The 18,668-nt window shown below is 68.8% G+C and carries 9 protein-coding genes; 2 read left to right on the forward strand and 7 right to left on the reverse strand.

Going from position 1 to position 18,668, the window contains the following annotated elements; genetic code table 11:
* Positions 1–504 precede the first annotated feature (504 nt).
* Together scpB and ACEVQ6_RS15360 are read right to left on the reverse strand one after the other, a co-directional pair.
* Positions 505–1,167: an SMC-Scp complex subunit ScpB gene (scpB, locus tag ACEVQ6_RS15355; RefSeq protein WP_374889897.1), complete on the reverse strand. Its 663-nt coding sequence runs from the start codon at positions 1,165–1,167 to the stop codon at positions 505–507.
* A 3-nt stretch (positions 1,168–1,170) separates the two neighbouring features.
* Positions 1,171–2,124, reverse strand: coding sequence for a DUF1403 family protein (locus tag ACEVQ6_RS15360; protein WP_374889898.1), 954 nt, complete (start codon positions 2,122–2,124; stop codon positions 1,171–1,173).
* A gap of 260 nt (positions 2,125–2,384) precedes the next feature.
* On the opposite strand from ACEVQ6_RS15360, the gene ACEVQ6_RS15365 reads away from it, so the two are divergent.
* Positions 2,385–5,336 (forward strand): hybrid sensor histidine kinase/response regulator, encoded by a 2,952-nt coding sequence (locus ACEVQ6_RS15365; RefSeq protein WP_374889899.1) that lies wholly within the window; start codon positions 2,385–2,387, stop codon positions 5,334–5,336.
* 513 nt (positions 5,337–5,849) lie between these two features.
* Positions 5,850–13,244 carry a beta strand repeat-containing protein gene (locus tag ACEVQ6_RS15370; protein ID WP_374889900.1) on the forward strand — a complete coding sequence of 2,465 codons (7,395 nt, stop codon included), beginning with the start codon at positions 5,850–5,852 and terminating at the stop codon, positions 13,242–13,244.
* 124 nt (positions 13,245–13,368) lie between these two features.
* On the opposite strand, the gene ACEVQ6_RS15375 is transcribed toward ACEVQ6_RS15370, so the two are convergent.
* The 5 genes from ACEVQ6_RS15375 to ACEVQ6_RS15395 form a co-directional block, all read right to left on the reverse strand.
* Entirely contained in the window at positions 13,369–14,154 is a 786-nt protein-coding gene (locus tag ACEVQ6_RS15375) for an SDR family oxidoreductase (RefSeq protein WP_374889901.1), read from the reverse strand.
* A gap of 53 nt (positions 14,155–14,207) precedes the next feature.
* Positions 14,208–15,158 carry a sugar-binding transcriptional regulator gene (locus tag ACEVQ6_RS15380; protein ID WP_374889902.1) on the reverse strand — a complete coding sequence of 317 codons (951 nt, stop codon included), beginning with the start codon at positions 15,156–15,158 and terminating at the stop codon, positions 14,208–14,210.
* A gap of 22 nt (positions 15,159–15,180) precedes the next feature.
* Positions 15,181–16,650, reverse strand: a complete 1,470-nt coding sequence (locus ACEVQ6_RS15385) for an FGGY family carbohydrate kinase (protein WP_374889903.1) — start codon at positions 16,648–16,650, stop codon at positions 15,181–15,183.
* A gap of 135 nt (positions 16,651–16,785) precedes the next feature.
* Complete coding sequence (locus ACEVQ6_RS15390; RefSeq protein WP_374889904.1) at positions 16,786–17,751, reverse strand: transketolase family protein; 966 nt, start codon at positions 17,749–17,751, stop codon at positions 16,786–16,788.
* Positions 17,751–18,560: a transketolase gene (locus tag ACEVQ6_RS15395; RefSeq protein ID WP_374889905.1), complete on the reverse strand. Its 810-nt coding sequence runs from the start codon at positions 18,558–18,560 to the stop codon at positions 17,751–17,753. The genes ACEVQ6_RS15390 and ACEVQ6_RS15395 overlap by 1 nt, the downstream gene beginning before the upstream one ends.
* Between the last annotated feature and the right edge of the window lie 108 nt (positions 18,561–18,668).

Below are 18,668 nucleotides of genomic sequence, written 5' to 3' on the forward strand. Positions count from 1 at the left end.
CGGGTCGCCCTTTCGCGTTTCCGGGCGATGTGCCGGAAGAGGTCTGCGGCAGCATGTGCAGCCGAAACGCCATCGCTTCGGCGTTGGACACTGCGTGCAAGACCGGAGGACATGTCCAGCCGGCGCGCTCGCGTCGGCCTCGGACGATGCGGGTAAGGACGACACGACGGGGCCTTTGCGGATGTCGTGGTCGCCGGAGATGTCTCGGGCGTCCGCGCGGCGAACAGACCGCCTTTCTCGCTCTGGATCCGGGGCCGATCCCTTGCATCCAAACGGTGCTGCAGACCGTGCCGCGATCTTCCAAGGTTGGCGCGCTCTGCGCCAGGCCGCCGTTTTCCCGCCTGTCCTTCCGCAAGACCGCTTTCGGCAGGCATGCTCCCTCTCTCTGTGTCAACGCCGTCTGCGGACGTCCCATCCGGTCCGGACGTGAGGCGACGTGCTCCGGGCGCCTTCTCCTCGGGCAGCCCCTTGCCGATCCCCGTCTGACGCCGGCCGGATTGAGCCCTAATCCTCCTCGTCGCCCTCCGGCGCGCGCGCCACCGGCATCAGCCGGTCGCCGGCGACGGGCTCGCGGCTGAGCAGGCCCGCATCCTCCAGCATCTCCATGTCCGGCAGGTCGCGCAGCGTCTGGAAGCCGAAGGCTTCGAGGAAATGCGGCGTCGTCACATAGGTGTAGGGCGCGCCGGGCAAGGGGCTGCGCGGGCCGGTCGCGACCATGCCGGCGCGGCGCAGGCTGGCGATCGTCTCGCGGCCGATCTCCCGTCCGAAGACGCGCGACAGGTCCGCCCGCGTCACCGGCTGGAGATAGGCGGTCGCCATCAGCACGGTCGCCTCGTGCGTCGTCAGCCCGACGGCGGGCGCGGAAGGCGCGCCGGCGGCGCGCAGGATCTCGGCATAGGCGCGGCGCGTGCGGTGCTGCCAGCCGCCGGCGATCGGCACCAGGTCGTAGGGCCGGTCGGCGAGCCCGTCGCGGATGTCGTCGATCAGGAGGTCGATGTTGCAGTCGCGCCCGACGATGCGGGCGATCGTCGCCCGGTCGACCGGCGCGGCCGAGGCGAAGATGACCGCCTCGGCCCGGCGCATCCATTCACGCCAGCGCTCCTGCTGCGGCAGGTGGGACAGTTCCGTGTCGATCGCGCCCATCGCGCCGGCAGCCTTGCGGGCCATCGATCAGAGCCCGTAGAGCCGCAGCGTCGGCCGGTCGCTCAAGGCACGCACGCCGCCGAGCGCGACGAGCCGGTCGAACATGCGCCGCGAGGCCCAGCGCGAGAGGTCCGCCCCCGGCGCGCCGGCGGCGACCGCGTCCTCCGACAGCAATTGCCGCACCACGGCCGCGCCGCCCTTCGTGCGCACCTTCGGCGCGACGGCGATCAGCTGCTCGGCGCGGCGCGCGATCTCGTTGGCGCGGGTGACCGTGGTCGCCGCGCCCTCGACCAGCGCCAGGCAGACGGCGCGGGAAAAGCCCGGCTCGCCGGGCCGGAGCCGCCCCCGTCCGCCGGTGGTGCGGAACGCGGCCCCGTGGCGCAGCGCCATCAGCATCGGCACGCCCGCGCGCCAGTTCAGCCGCTCGGCGACGAGCCAGTCGGCCAGCCACCAGGCGAGCGCTTCGGCCTCCGGCCGCTCGGCCTGGATCGCGGCGACGAGGTCGGCGGCGGCGAGCGGCGTGGCGCGGGCGGAGTGCAGCGCCGCCTCGGCGAGCACGGGCAGGCGCTCGAGCCAGGCATCCCGGCCGATGGCGAGGTCGGCGGCAAGGCCCGCGACCGTGGCGCCGTCCAGCGCGACGCGCCGGCGGGCGAGAAGCGAGAAGGCGCGCAGCACCCGGCCCCCCGGCCCCGGATCGCCGCCGGCCGGCGTCAGCAGAACGGCGTCGCGCAGGTCCGCCTCCTCCTCGCGCCGGCCGATCAGCCGGACGGCGGCGGCGGCGGCCGTCAGCGCCAGCCGCTGGCGCAGGCACCCGGCCCAGGCGGGATCGGCGGCGACGATCCGGTCGAGGGCGGCGAGCGCGGCGCCGGCCGAAAAGGCGGCATCCGCCTCGCCGATGTCGCCGGCGCGCGGGCGCGCCCAGGCGGGGGGGCCGGGCAGCGGCGATCGCAGCGACAGGAGGGGCAGGTCCGACGAATCCATGGCGCGATCCTAGAGCATGTCGCCGGAAAATGCGCCGGGCTTTTATCACAAGGAGAGGCTTGATAATAAAGAGCGAATGGACGGCGCCCCCAGCCGGTGCCCCTTCTCGGCGGGCGACGGGGCGATGGCCGCGCTTTCGGCGGTTTTCCCTTTTTGTTCACGGCGCAAGCGGCGTGCGTGCCGTTGCTTTCGGTGGACAAGCCGGCCCTGCCTCCGTAAGACAATCACCGGATGTTGCATGCGCGCGGGCAGGTTTCCAGATGACAGAGCCGACCACCCGGGAATGGCCGATCCGCGGCGGGGAGCTGGGCGAGCGCGTGCGCCGCTTCGACTGGTCGGCGACGTCGCTCGGGCCGATCGCCTCCTGGCCGCTTCACCTGAAGATCAAGGTCAATTCCATCGTCAATTCCCCGATCCCGCAGGTGCTGATGTGGGGCGCGGACCATGTGATGATCTACAATGACGGCTATCGCGAGATCGCCGGCGGCTATCATCCGAAGGCGCTCGGCGGGCGCGTGCCGGAGATCTGGCCGGAGATCTGGGACTGGAACCGGCCGATCCTGGAAAAGGGTTTCCAGGGGGTCGTCCAGCATTTCCGCGACCAGCCGGTCACGCTCTACCGCAACGGCGTCGCCGAGGAGGTGATCTTCGACCTCTTCTACACGCCGATCTACAGCGAGGCGGGCGTGATCGACGGCGTGCTCTGCACCGTGCTCGAGAACACCGCCCGTGTCCGCATCCAGCAGGAACTGGCCGAGAGCCGGGCGGAGCTTGCCCGGATCACCGATGCCCTGCCCGTGCTCGTCGGCTTCGTCGACCGCGACGAGATCTACCGTTTCGCCAATCGCGGCTACGAGGAATGGTTCGGCAGGACGCCGGCCGAGATCGTCGGCCGCTCGGTCGGCGAGGTGATCGGCGCCGACTATTACGAACGGCGCCGTCCGCTGATCCGCCGGGCGCTTGCCGGCGAGACCGTGGTCACCGACGGGCTGGTGCGCCGACCGGACGGGACGGAACGCACGGCCGAAATCCGCTACACGCCGCGCGTCGGCGAGACGGGCGAGATCGACGGCATCTATGTCGTGCTGATCGACGTGCACGACCGCAAGGCGGCCGAGCTCAGCCTGCGCACCAGCAATGCCCGCTTCGAGGCGGCGGTCGAGGCGATCCACGGCGTGCTGTGGACCAACAGCGCCGAGGGGCGCATGGAAGGGCCGCAGCCGGCCTGGGGGGCGCTGACCGGCCAGAGCTTCGAGGCCTATCAGGGCTATGGCTGGGCCGAGGCGGTCCATCCCGACGACCGCGCCGCCTCCGTCGAAAGCTGGCGCGCGGCGGTGGCGGCGAAGGCCACCTATGTCTTCGAGCATCGCGTGCGCCGCCATGACGGCGCCTGGCGCACCTTCGCCATCCGTGCCGTTCCGATCCTCGACGCGGCCGGCGCGATCGTCGAATGGGTCGGCGTCCACACCGACATCACCGAGCAGCGCGACGCGGAAGCCGCGATGCAGCGCCACGCCGTCGACCTGGAGCGCCAGGTGCGCCACCGGCTGCGCGCCGAGGAGCAACTGCGCGCGCTGAACGAGACGCTCGAGGCGCGCGTCGCCGAGGAGATCGCCGGGCACCGCAAGACCGAGCTGGCGCTGCAGCAGGCGCAGAAGCTCGAGACGATCGGCAAGCTCACCGGCGGCGTCGCCCATGATTTCAACAATCTCCTTCAGGTCGTCTCCGGCAACCTGCACCTGCTCCTGAAGGACGTCGCCGGCAATGCGCGCGCCGAGGCGCGGGTCGCCAATGCGCTCGCCGGCGTCGGGCGCGGCGCCAAGCTCGCCAGCCAGCTTCTCGCCTTCGCGCGGCGCCAGCCGCTGGAGCCGAAGGTGCTGCATCTCGGCCGGCTGCTGCGCGGCATGGACGACCTGCTGCGCCGCTCGATCGGCGAGGCGATCCAGGTCGAGCTGGTGGTCTCGGGCGGTCTCTGGAACTGCGCGGTCGATCCGGTGCAGTTCGAGAACGCCATCCTCAACCTCGCCATCAATGCGCGCGACGCGATGGAGGGGGCGGGCAAGCTGACGATCGAGGTCGGCAACGCCTATCTCGACGACGATTATGCCCGTCGCCATGACGAGGTGACGGCCGGGCAGTATGTGGCGCTCGCCGTCTCCGACACCGGCACCGGCATCCCGCCGGAGCTGATCGCGCGCGTCATCGAGCCCTTCTTCACCACCAAGTCGGAGGGGCGGGGCACCGGGCTCGGCCTGTCGATGGTCTACGGCTTCGTCAAGCAGTCGGGCGGGCATATCAAGATCTACAGCGAGATCGGCTTCGGCACGACGGTGCGGCTCTATCTGCCGCGGGCGCATGCGGCGGAGGACCGCGAGGTGGCGCTGTCGGCGCTGCCGGTCAGCGGCGGCGACGAGACCGTGCTCGTGGTCGAGGATGACGACGAGGTGCGGGCCACCACGGTCGACCTCCTCTCCGATCTCGGCTACCGCGTGCTGAAGGCGCCGAACGCCTCGGCCGCCTTCAGCATCGTCGAGAGCGGCATCGGCATCGACCTTCTGTTCACCGACGTGGTCATGCCCGGCCCGATGACCAGCGTCGAGATGGTGCGGCGCGCCAAGGAGCGCATGCCGCAGCTCGCCGTGCTCTACACCTCCGGCTACACCGAAAACTCGATCGTCCATGGCGGCCGGCTCGATCCCGGCGTCGAGCTGCTTTCCAAGCCCTATACCCGCGACGCGCTGGCGCGAAAGATCCGCCATGTGCTGCAGAACCAGCGCCAGCGTCGCGCGGTCCACACCGCCGCCGCACATCCGCCCGAAGCGGCGGTCGAGCGCCCTGCCGCGCCTCCCTCCGTCGAGGCCCGCGCCGCCACCGTGCTTCTGGTGGAGGACGACGAGCTCATCCGGATCAACACGGCCGAGCTTCTCGCCGACCTCGGCTTCGCGGTGCACGAGGCCGGCTCGCTCGCCGAGGCGCAGGCCGCCTTTCCGCAGGCGCGCTTCGACGTGCTGATCACCGATGTCAGCCTGCCGGACGGCACGGGCGTCGAGCTTGCCCGGGCGCTGCGCGCCGCGCAGCCGCAGGTCGGCGTCGTCTTCGCCACCGGCCACAGCAGCGTCGACGCCGGCGGGCTTGCGGGAACGGTGCTGCTGCAGAAGCCCTACAACGAGGACGATCTCGCCCGCGCCATCGCCGCCGTGCTCAAGGGCTGAGCGCGCAAGGCCCGATCCTCCCAAAAATGGTTTCCTGCAAAACGCGGTATTTTGATAAAAAGCCGGGCAATATCAGGCCTGTGTTTCATACCGCGTCGTGCTGGACCGAAGCCCGGCGACGACGGGGGCATCTAGAGCATTTTCGTCGGACACCGGTCCATCGGGCGTGGTCCATCCTTTTGTTCCTGAAGCATTGTCCGGCAGGGGCGCGATCGCGCCGAGCCCGGCGTCGTCCTTGAGTCCGGAAGACGCTTCAGTGCCGCATCGCATGCCGTGGGAGCCCCGATGCGCCGCCGCCGGTGTTCAATGTCTCTGTTCTTATGTTCGCAGGTGGTATTTTACCGATTTTGTAACTGTTCCTTCACGTGCTTCGGCAACAGTTCGCGCATGCGCTCTTTTGGACGGAACCGGCCGTGGCAAGGCCCGACCGGTCGAGTCCGGGGCGGACCGTGTTTTCGCAGTCGTATCGCACCAACCCGGAACGACCGCTTTTTCGAAACCTGAAAGTGACAGATGGCGACCTTCTCCCTGACGACCGGTGTTGACACGCTCAACGGCGGTGGCGCCGACGATACGTTCAACGTCGAAAACGGCATAGCCAAGCTAACGGCCACGGACACGATCGACGGCGGCGGCGGCACCGATACGCTGCGCTTCAGCAACATCGCCAACCTGAAGTTCAACCCGGCGATCCTCGCCGCGACGACCTCGATCGAGGTTCTCGACTTCAGCGCGCTGACGACCGGCCTCCAGGTCACGCTCGACGCCGGTGCCGTCGGGCAATCCTCGACCGGCCGCCTGACGGTGTCCTACGGTTCCAACGCCGTGTTTCTCGACGTCTCGGCCGTCGGCGCCGGCGGCGGCACGGTGCTGAACGGCACGGGCCAGGTCACGCTGCGCACGGCGGAAAACCAGGTGATGCAGATCGCCGACGGGGTGGACGGACGGATCCTCGGGGCCGGCGGCGCCGATAGGATCACCGGCGGCAGCGGCAACGATGTGATCGACGGGGCGGCCGGCAACGACCTGCTTTCCGGCGGCACGGGCACCAACACGATTAATGGCGGGCTCGGCGACGACATCATCACGATGGGCGTCGGCGCCGACACGGTGACCGGCGGCGACGGCAACGACACCTTCATCCTGAAGGCGGGCGGATCGGCGACGATCACCGATTTCGACCACGCCTCCCTGGTCGAGTTCATCGATCTCAGCGCGTTTGCGACCGTCAAGTCGATGAGCAACCTGACGATCGGCAGCGCCGGCGGCAACGCCGTCATCAATGTCGCCGGCACCCTGCTGACGCTCGAGGGCGTCGCGGCGTCGTCCCTGACCGCCGGCGACTTCCTGTTCAACGGCGTCGTCCCGCCCAGGTATTTCTTCATCACCTCCGCCACCGACACCTTCACCGGCGGCGCCGGAAACGACCTCTTCATCGTCGAAGGCAGCCTCACCAAGCTGACCTCCGCCGACAGGCTGAACGGCGGCACCGGGACCGACACGCTGCATTTCACCAATCCGACGGTGACCCTCGGGCCGGCCCTTCTCGGCGGCGTCACCTCGATCGAGGTCTTCGACTTCTCCTCCGTGACCACCAGCCTGACGGTGACGGTCGATGCCGCCATGGTCGGGCAGGCCACCGGCGACGCCCTTCGGTTGAAATACGGCAGCAATGCCATGCTGCTCGACGTCTCGGCCGTCGGCTCGGCCGGCAAGGTCTTCCTCGACGGAACCGGCCTGGTGCGGCTCTCGGGTCTCGGCGACCAGGTGGTCACCGTCGCCGGCGGCGTCAACGGCCAGGTCCAGGGCGCCGGCGGCGCCGACACGATCGCCGGCGGCACGGGCAACGACACGCTTTCCGGCGGCGCCGGCGAGGACACGCTTTCCGGCGGCACGGGCACGAACACGATCAGCGGCGAGGACGGCAACGACGTCATCACCGTCGGCACCGGAAAGGACCGCGTCACCGGCGGCGCCGGCTTCGACACCTTTGTGCTGAAATCCGGAAACGCCTCGACGATCACCGATTTCGATCACGCCTCGCTGGTGGAATTCATCGATCTCACCGCCTTCACCACGGTCAAGTCGATGAGCGACCTGACGCTGACCGATTTCGGCACCAACGTCCGCATCACGATCGGCAAGACAACGCTGACGCTCGAGGGCGTGTCGAAGGCGGACCTGACGGCCAGCGAGTTCCTGTTCAACGGCGCGGTTCCGCCGAAATACCTCTTCGTGACCTCCAACGTCGATACGCTGGTCGGCAGCGTCGGCAAGGACCTCTTCATCGTCGACGGCAGCCTCACCAAGCTGACGGCGACGGACACGCTGTCGGGCGGCGAGGGCGAGGACACGCTCTATTTCACCGCGCCCACGGTCAATCTGGGCGCGTCGATCCTTGCCGGCGTGACGTCCGTCGAGGTCTTCGATTTCACCTCCGTCACCACCAGCCTCACGGTGCAGATCAGCGCCGCCGTCGCCGGCCAGGCCGCCGACGACACGCTGCGGCTGAAATACGGCGCCAACGCCATGCTGCTCGATCTTTCGACCGTCGGTTCGGGCGGCCGGGTTCTGCTCGACGGCACCGGCCAGGTGACGCTGCGCGGCTTCGCGAACCAGGTCGCCCTCATCGCCGACGGTGTCGACGGCAAGGTGCAGGGCGCCGGCGCCGCGGACGTGATCACCGGCGGCACGGGCAACGACACGATCGGCGGCGGCGCCGGCAACGACCGGCTCGACGGCGGCACCGGCATCAACACCATCGACGCCGGCGCCGGCAACGACACGATCACGCTGGGGGCGGGCACCGACCGCGTCACCGGCGGTGCCGGCGACGACATGTTCGTCCTCAAGGCCGGCGGCGCGGCGACGATCACCGATTTCGACCATGCCTCGCTGGTCGAGGTGATCGATCTTCGCGGCTTCACGACGATCAAGTCGCTCGACGACATCGGCATGACCAATGTCGGCGGCGACGTCGTCCTCGACATCGCCGGCACGACGCTGACGCTCGAGGGTCGCACCAGCGCGCAGCTGACCGAGGCGGAATTCCTCTTCGACGGCGTGCCGCCACCCCAGACCTTCTACATCACCTCCGGCGTCGACAGTTTCACCGGCGGCGCCGGCAACGACCAGTTCATCGTCGACGGCAGCCTGACCAAGCTGACGGCGACCGACAAGCTGTCGGGCGGCTCCGGTTCGGACACGGTCTATTTCACCGGCGCGACCGTCAACCTCGCCCCGGCGATCACCGCGGGCTTCTTCTCGATCGAGACCCTCGATTTCTCCAAGGCCACGACCAGCCTGACGGTCACGGTCAATGCCGCGATGGTCGACCAGTCCTCGAACGACGTGCTGCGGCTGAAATACGGCAGCAACGCGATGCTGCTCGACGTGTCCCGGATCGTCGGCGACACGACGACGCCGGATGGCGCCGGGGCGACCTCGGGAGAGGCCGTCGGCAAGGTTCTGCTCGACGGCACCGGCCTCGTCACGCTGCGCGGCTACGAGAACCAGGTGGTCACCATGGCCAACCGGGTCAACGGCAACGTCCAGGGCGCGGGCGGCGCGGACGTCATCGACGGCGGCTCCGGCCATGACACGCTGCGCGGCGGCGGCGGCAACGACGACATCAGCGGCAATGGCGGCAATGACCGGCTCTTCGGCGAAGACGGCAACGACCTTCTCGACGGCGGTGCCGGCACCAACACCCTCTCCGGCGGCGCCGGCTACGACAAGATCGTCATCGGCACGGGGACGGACACGGTGTCCGGCGGCGCCGACGGCGACATCTATGTGGTCAAGCCCGGCGGCGGCACGGCGACGATCACCGATTTCCAGGTCGGCACCCTGCTGGAGCAGATCGACCTGCGCGCTTTCGGGACCGTCAGCGGGCTCTCCGACCTGACGATGACCGACGGCCCGAACGGCGTCACCATCGACGTCCAGGGCACCCAGATCACGCTGAACAACGTCACCCAGGCGCAGATGACGGCGGCGAAGTTCCTCTTCGCCAACAGTCCTCCGGCGGTCTACCATGTCGCGGCCGGCACCAGCGTCGAGGAGGTGCAGGCGCTGCTCGACGGCGCCGGCCCGGGCGTCACGGTCGAGCTTGCCGCGGGCGAGTATCACTGGGACCAGCGCCTGACGATCACCAACGACAACGTCACGCTGCGCGGCGCCGGTGCCGGCGAAACGGTGATCTACCACGATATCCCGGCCGACCGGGCCGAATCCGCGATCCTCGCTTATGCCAAGGGCAATGACGAGAAGGTCGGCACCTTCACGGCGAGCACGGCGATCGACGCCAGGACGATCACGCTCGATTCCGTCGGCTCGGTGAAGGCCGGCGACGTCATCTACGTCTCGCAGGTCAACGACGCCGCCTATATCGCGGAGACGGGCAACCAGGAATGGGCGCGCATCCTCGGCGAGGAGGCCTTCTCCAAGCGCTACATCCTGCGCGAGGCGCTGGTCGAGGTGACCGCGGTCAACGGCAACACGCTGACGCTGTCGCATGAGCTGCCCTATGCGTTTGCCGCCGGCAAGGCGACGGTCGAGACCGTGCCGATGCTGAGCGGGCTCGCCGTTTCGGGCTTCACCGTGAAGACGGACGGCCCCGCGCCAAATCCGATCTTCTTCGAGAATGTCGACGACCGCTGGCTCAGCAAGCCGACGATCGAGTTCCGCGGCGTGCGCGATTCCGATTTCAGCGACGTCAGCGTCATCAATGCACGCTCCGTGCCGATGAAGTTCCAGACCGCCTACAACATGACCGGCACGGGCCTGCTCGTCGACGGCGCCTTCAACAAGCTCGGCGGCGACGGCTACGGCTTCTACCTGCAGGAAGCGTTCAACAACCACTTCAAGGACGTGACGACGCTCAACGTCCGTCACGGCGTCATCACCTCGGCGGCCAGCGCCGAACACTACAACACGGTCGAGGTCACCTATACCAACCGCGACGTGAACTTCCACGGCGGCCCGGACTCGCGCAACACGATCCTGATCAAGGAGATGGTGCTCGAATATGGCGACGGCGATCTCGAATGGCGTGCCGTCTCGCCGGGCTCCCCGCCGGAGCACCCCTACTCGACCATCGAGGACAACGACGTCCGCTTCATCAAGATGACGGGCGGGAACCGGCCGGACACCGTCTATGGCGCCGATTCCGGCTCGACCCTCAACGGCATGGGCGGCGACGACCGTCTTTATGGCGGCAGCGGCGTCGATCGCATCATCGGCGGCGGCGCGTCCGACACGCTGAACGGCAATGGCGGCAACGACTATATCCAGGGCGATTCCGGCGTCGACACGATCGATGGCGGCGCGGGCGCCGACCAGCTTTACGGCGGCACGGAGGACGACCGGATCGCGGGCGGCAGCGGCGCCGACCTGATCTACGGCCAGGACGGCGACGACACGCTCGACGGCGGCACGGATGCCGACCGCATCTCCGGCGGCAACGGCTTCGACACGATCACGACGGGCGCCGGCACCGACCGCGTCTGGCGCGCCTATGGCGAAGGCACCGACACGATCACCGATTTCACCCCCGGCACGCGGGGCGACGTGCTCGTGCTGCGCGGTTTCGCCGCCAAATCCTTCGGCGAACTCACGCTGATCCAGTCCGGCGCCGATACGCTGGTCGAGTTCGGTCAGGACGGCGAGGTGATCCTCAAGAATGTCGATGCGTCGAAGCTGACCAGCGCGAACTTCGCCTTCGAGACGGTCGGCACGGCGACCGTGATCAATGCCGGCAACGGCCACCCGGTCGTCATGGGCACGGACGGCAGCGACACGATCGCGCTTGGCCGCGCCTATCTGGAGAACGGAACGCCCGTGGTCGGCGGCGCCGGCACGGATGTGATCGCGCTCACCGGCACGATGAACCTCGACACCGCGACCTTCAACCTGAAGAGCGTCGAGGTCATGGATATCTCCGCCGCCACCTCCGTGCGGCTTGCGATCCGCGACTCGGTGCTGCAGCAGTCGAGCAACAAGACGCTGCTGCTCAAGGCCGGCGCGACCGGCACGCTGATCCTCGACGTCGGCGTGCCGACGGCGGGCAAGCTTGTCGTCGACGGGACGCGGACGATCACCCTCGTCTCGACGCGCGACAACAAGTTCACCGTCACGGGCGCCGGCGGCACGGTCGTCGGCGCGGCGGCGGCCGATCACGTCACCGGCGCCGGCGGCACCGACACGTTCAAGGGCGGCGGCGGCAACGACACGCTGATCGGCCTCGGCGGCATCGACGCGCTCCTCGGCGAAGCCGGCGACGATACGCTGGAAGGCGGCGCCGGCGCCGACATCCTGAACGGCGGTGCCGGCCTCGATTTCGCGAGCTATGCCGGCGCTACGGCGGCCGTCACCGCCAATCTCGGCGCTCCGGGCGGCAACACCCGCGACGCGGCGGGCGACGTCTATACCGATATCGAGGGCCTGATCGGCTCGCGTTACAACGACCGCCTGCTCGGCGATGCCGGCGCCAACACGCTGATCGGCGGCAGCGGCCTCGACACGCTTGCCGGCGGCGCCGGCGACGACATCCTGATCGGCGGCGCGAGCGCCGATGCTCTCAACGGCGGCGACGGCGTCGATACCGCATCCTACGCCACCGCGACGGTGGGCCTCGTCGTCGATTTCGGCAACAGGGCGAACAATACCGGCGACGCGCGCAACGACACCTATGTGTCGATCGAGAACCTCACCGGATCCGCCTTCGACGACGACCTGCGCGGCAACAGCGTGGCGAACGTGATCGACGGCGGCGCCGGCACCAACAGGCTGGCCGGCCTTGCCGGCAACGACACCTTCATCGGCGGCGTCGGCATCGACCGCTTCGACGGCGGCACCGGCATCGACACGGTGACCTATGCCGCATCGACCACGGGCGTCACGGTCAGCCTGGCCTCGCCCGCCATCAATACCGGCCTTGCTGCCGGCGACACCTTCGTCTCGATCGAAACGCTGATCGGTTCGGCCTTCAACGACCGGTTGACCGGCAACACCGCCGCCAACACGCTGGACGGTGGCCTCGGCGCCGACACGATGAACGGCGGCACCGGCAACGACACCTATTATGTCGACAATGCCGGCGACGTCGTGATCGATACCGGCGGCATCGACCGGATCATCAGCACGCTGACCTATTCGCTGGTCGGGACCGAGATCGAGAACCTGACGCTGATCGGCCCCGCGGCGCGGCTCAATGCCACCGGCAACGACGCGGCCAACATCCTGATCGGCAATGCCGGGATCAACCGCATCGACGGCGGCCTCGGCGCCGACCGGATGGAAGGCGGCGCCGGCGACGACCTCTATTATGTCGACAATGTCGGCGACCGGGTGATCGAGGCGGCCGATGGCGGCATCGACATGGTCTACAGCAAGGTTTCCTTCAGCCTTGCCGGCCAGGGCATCGAGAACCTGACGCTCGAGGGCACGGCCAACATCGATGCCGTCGGCAACAGCTTCGCCAACACGATCCGGGGCAATACCGGGATGAACGTCATCACCGGCGGCGGCGGCGCCGACAAGCTCTATGCCGGCAATGACAACGTGCAGGACGTCTTCGTCTACAAGGCGATCGGCGACAGCGGCAAGACGGCGGAAACGGCCGATCGCCTGTCGCAGTTCGACACCGCCGCCGTGCCGACCTACACCAAGTCGGACAAGATCGACCTCAGCGCCATCGATGCGGGCCGGCAGGCCGGCGACCAGGCCTTCCGCTTCGTCACCGACTTCAGCGCGCCGGGAACCGGCGAGGCGGCCGGCCAGATCCGGGTCATCAAGGACGGTGCCAATGCCCAGGTGCAGATCGATCTCAACGGCGACGGCCTCCTCGACGCGATGATCATCGTCGAGGGCGTCACGGCGATGAACGCCTGGGACTTCATTCTCTGAGCGCAGCGCATCGTCCGGCGCCGGACGATGCGCGAAAAGCCGCGCGACCGGCCATCACGCATGAAAAAACGCCCCTCGCGCGGTCCGCAAGGGGCGTTCTTTTTAGGTCTTTACCGGATTGCCGTCACGACATGATCAGGCCGCCGTCGACATTGATCGTCTGGCCGGTGATGTAGGCGGCATCGGCCGAGGCGAGGAAGGCGACGAGGGCGGCGACCTCGGCCGGCGTGCCGGCGCGGCCCATCGGGATGCCCTCCACCCATTCGGCCATCAGCTCGCCCGGGCCGTAATCGCCGAGCATTTTGCCCCAGACCCGGTCGTTGTAGTCCCACATCTCGGTGTGGATGATGCCGGGGCAGATGGCGTTGGCGGTGATGCCTTCGCGGGCGAGTTCCTTGGCGAGGCTCTGGGTCAGGCCGACGACGCCGAATTTCGAAGCCGCGTAGTGCGGCGTGTAGATGAAGCCCTGCCGCGCCTGGCCGGAGGCGGTGTTGATCAGCCGCCCCCTGGTGCCGCTCGCGCGAAAGCGGCGGATCGCCTCCTGGCAGCAGAGGAAGACGCCCTTGGTGTTGACGTCGAGGTTCAGGTCCCATTCGCGCTCGGTCAGGTCCTCCACCCGGGCGATGGTGATGACGCCGGCATTCTGCACCGAGACGGAGAGCGCGCCGAGCCTCGCCTCGGCCTCGCCATACGCGTCGCGCACGGCCGCGCCGTCGGTGACGTCGAGAGTAAAGCCGATCACCTGCGTGCCGGTCTCGTCGGCGAGCGCCGCCGCCGCATCGGCGGTGTCCTTCTCGATCGCGGCGATCGCGACCTTTGCCCCTTCCTCGGCGAAGCGCCTGGCAATGCCGCCGCCGATGCCCTTGTTGCCGCCGGTGACGAACACCGACTGGCCTGCGAAACGTTGCATGGGTCTTTCCTCCTTGTGTCTGCGCGGCGGGCGTCGGGACGCTGACCGGACGGTCAGGCCGTCAGCCGCGCCGCCGTGAACCTGTCCGTGACGAGCACGTCGATGATGCCGAGGCGCAGCGCCCCGGCGATCGCCTCCGTCTTCGACTGGCCGCCGGCGAGCGCCATCACCCGGTCGGCGCGGCGCAGGTCGTCGAGCGAGATGCCGATGACGCGCTCGTCGAGCGGCGTCACCACCTGCTTTCCCTCGCGGTCATAGAAACGGTAGGAAATCTCGCCGACGGCGCCCGCCTCGTGCAGCATCGCCATCTCCTGGCGCGAGAAGACGTTGCCGGAGCGGGCGAGCAGTTCCGAGGGCTCGACGGCGCCGATGCCGATGATGGCGAGGCTCAAGCGCCCGAACAGGTCCATCGTGCCGCGCACCACCGGATCGGCGAGCATGACGAGCTTCGCCTCGCGCGAGGAGGTGATGCCCTGGACGAGCAGCAGGCGCGGTTCCGCGCCGGTCAGCCGGGCGAGCCGGGCCATCAGCTGGGTGGCGTGGGTCTGCACCGAGGCGTCGCCCATGCCGCCGAGGATCTGGACGATGTACTTCGCCTTGCCGTTCTTGAACGGATGGATGTTGTCGGCCATGCGCAGCAGCGTCTGGCTCCAGCTCGACACGCCGATGATCTCGTCCTGGCGCAGCGTCACTTCGAGGAAATGCGCCGCCGCCTCGCCGATGCGCGCCATGATCGCCCCGTCGCGGTCCTCCGAACAGTCGATGACGATCGCTTCCGTCAGGCCGTAGCGCGCCCGCAGCGCCGTTTCCAGTTCGGCGAAGGTGCCCGGCGGCGGGATGACGGTGGTGCGGACGATGTCCTCCTGCTCGGCCCGCTTCAGCATGCGCGACACGGTCGCCTGCGACATGTGCATCGTCTCGGCGATCTCCGCCTGCCGCTTGCCCTCGACATGGTACATCTGCGCGACGCGGGCGATCAGTCTGAGCTCGTTGATCCGTCCCATGGACATCTCCGGGTGTGAATTTTTATTCACCCTTAGAGGATGGCGACGGGACGGTCGAGCGGTAGATTGCGTCGCGCCAGACGGCGAGCCGCGCCTTCGCGTCAGAGGGGCGCGGCGCGATCGTATTGCCGGCGCGCGGCAGGGCGGCGATGGCGTCGAGATCCGGCCAGACGCCGAGCGTCAGGCCGGCGAGGTAGGCGGCGCCGAGCGCCGAGGCCTCCGGCGCGTCGCACTGGATCAGCGCGTGGTCGAGCATGTCGGCGACGCATTGCATCAGGAAGGCATTCCGGCTCGGGCCGCCATCGGCATAGAGCTTTCCGAGCGGCGCCGGCGATTGCGCCGCCATCGCCTCGAAGACGTCATGCACCTGGAAGGCGATCGAGTCGGTCGCCGCGCGCGCCATCTGCGCCCGTGTCGTGTTGAAGGTGATGCCGGAGAAGAGCGCGCGCGCGTCGGACTGCCAGTAGGGCGCGCCGAGGCCGACGAAGGCTGGGACGAAGCCGGGGCCGCCGGGTTCGGCGGTGGCGGCGAGATCGGTCAGCGCCTGCACGTCTTCAAGGCCGAGCATCCCGGCCATCCAGGGCAGCGAGGCGGCCGAGACGAGGATGTTGCCCTCGAAGGCATAGGTGGCGCGACCGGCGATCGACCAGGCAATCGTCGTGGTGATGCCGCGTTCCGGCGCGATGAAGGCGGGCAGCGTCGTCATGATCGAGGAGCCGGTGCCGAAGGTCACCTTGCCGTCGCCGGGGTTGAAGGCGCCGTGGCCGAAAAGCGCCGCATGGCTGTCGCCGATCGCGGCGGCAATCGGGATGCCGTCCCTGAGGCCCGGCACGCCGCGCGTCTCGCCGAAGCGGGCGGCGCTGTCGCGCACCTCCGGCAATGCGGATTTCGGCACGCCGAAGAGGGCGCAGAGCGCGTCGCTCCAGGCCCGCGCGTTGAGGTCGTAGAGCTGGCTGCGCGCCGCGTTCGAGGCGTCTGAGGCATGGACCGCGCCGCCGGTCAGGCAATGGATCAGCCAGGCGTCGATGGTCCCGAGCCGGGGAGTGCTGCCGGCCGGCACGCGGTCGAGCAGCCAGCGCATCTTCGGCCCGGGAAACATCGGGTCAATCGGCAGGCCGGTCAGCGCCTGCACGCGGTCCGCATGGCCGGCGGCGGTGAGCGCCGCGCAGTCGGGCGCGGTGCGCCGGCACTGCCAGCTCACCACCGGGCCGAGCGGTTCGCCGGTTGCGGCATCCCAGACGGTGACGGATTCGCGCTGGTTGGAGAGGGCGAGGCCGAGGATCTCGACCTTCGGGCCGGCGCCGAGGCAGGCGGCAATCGCCTCGTAGACCGAATCGCGCAGCCGGAGCGGGTCCTGCTCCACCCAGCCGGGCTGCGGATGCTCGATGCCGACGGCGGCCGCGCCGCGCGCAAGGATGATGCCGTCCGTCGAGACCAGCACGGCCTTCGAGTTGGTGGTGCCCTGGTCGATGGCGAGGATGGCGGTCGTCATGGCGGCTCCGGCAGAGGCGGGGGTAAAAAGGGGCGCGGCGACCGGGAGGCGCCGCCGCGCCGTGGCACGTCCTTCGGAGAGGAACCGCAAGAACGCGCAAGGGGCCGTCTCCGCAGGGTGCGGAGACGGGATCGATCAGGCGCGGGCCTTGCGGGCGATCAGCGCCTCGGCCGCCGCGGCGATCGCCGCCGGCGCCATGCCGAACTCGTCGAGCAGGAACTCGGCCGAGCCGGTGGGCGCGAAGATGCCGGGCACGCCGAGGATCTTCATCGGCACCGGGGCCTCCGCCACGACGACCTCGGCGATCGCCGAGCCGAGGCCGGCGTAGACGGAATGCTCCTCCGCCGTCAGGATCGCGCCGGTGTCGCGGGCGGCGGCCACCACCGCCTCGACGTCGATCGGCCGCACCGTCGCCATGTTGAGGACGCGGGCCTCGATGCCCTTTTCGGCAAGGAGGGCCGCCGCCTTGACGAGGCGGTGCGTCAGCGTGCCATTGCCGATCAGGGTCACGGCGTCGCCGTCGCGCAAGGTATTGGCCTTGCCGGGTTCGAAGACGTGGCCGGCCGGCAGCAGGTCCGGCACGCCGACGCGCGACAGGCGCAGGAAGACCGGGCCTTCGTGAGCGGCCGCCCATTCGACCGCCGCCGCCGTCTCGATCGAATCGCAGGGCGCGATCACCGGCAGGTTCGGCAGCACGCGGGTCCAGGCGAAGTCCTCGATCGAATGGTGCGTCGGCCCGAGCTCGCCATAGGCCATGCCGGACGAGATGCCGACGAGCTTCACGTTTGCGTTCGAATAGGCGATGTCGGCCTTCACCTGTTCGAGCGAGCGGCCGGTGAGGAAGCAGGAGGCGCCGCAGACGAAGGGCAGCAGCCCGCCATTGGCGAGCCCCGCGCCGACGCCGACCATGTTCTGCTCGGCGATGCCGACATTGACGAGCCGTTCCGGCCATTTCGCCTTGAAGCCGCCGAGCTTCGACGAACCGACGGAATCGTTGCAGACGGCGACGACCTTCGGGTTCTCGGCGCCGAGGCGCTCGAGCACGGAGATGAAGGCGTCGCGGCAGTCGTGCAGTTTCGCGGAAGGGGTCACGGCGTTCATCACAGGCTCTCCGAAAGCTCGGCCACGGCAATCTTGTACTGTTCGGCGTTCGGCACCTTGTGGTGCCAGTCCACCCGGTCCTGCATGAAGGAGATGCCGTGGCCCTTGTTGGTGTGGGCGACGATCGCATGCGGGCGGTCGGAGCGCGTCTCCAGCGCCGGGACGATCTCGTCCATGGCATTGCCGTTGATCTCGCTCACATGCCAGCCGAAGGATTCGAGCTTCGGGCGGAAGGGCGCGAGGTTGTTGGTGTCCTTCAGCGCCGCGCCCTGCTGGAAGCGGTTGTGGTCGATGATCAGCGTCAGGTTGTTCAGGCCGAACTGGGCGGCCGCGGGGATCGCCTCCCAGTTGGAGCCTTCCTGCATCTCGCCGTCGCCGGTCATCACATAGGTGTGGTAGGAGGCACCCGTGATCTTCGCCGCCTTGGCCATGCCGACGGCGACCGGAAGCCCGTGGCCGAGCGGGCCGGTGTTGGTCTCGACGCCCGGCACCTTGTTGCAGTTCGGATGGCCGTTCAGCCGCGAATGGGGCTTCAGGAAGGTCGAGATCTCGTCTTCCGGCAGGAAGCCGCGCTTGGCGAGCGTGACGTAGAGCGCCAGGCCGACATGGCCCTTGGACAGCACGAAGCGGTCGCGGTCGGGCTGGCGCGGCGCGTCGGGGAAGACGCGCATCACGCGGAAATAGAGCGCGGTCAGGATGTCGATGGCCGACATTTCGCCGCCGATATGGCCGGCGCCGGCTTCGTAGACCGCCTGGAGATCGCGCAGGCGGATCTGGCGGGCGATGCGGTCGAGATCGTTCGGCAGCATGATGTCCTCTTACTGCATAAATATTCAATATCCTATATATTTGCCGATAGAGGATGGAAGTCAAGCGGAAAGCGCCGTGCCTGCATCGATTTTGCGCAAGACACTGCC

Source organism: Ensifer soli, from assembly GCF_041928815.1.
Classification (GTDB): Bacteria; Pseudomonadota; Alphaproteobacteria; order Rhizobiales; family Rhizobiaceae; genus JBHFEI01.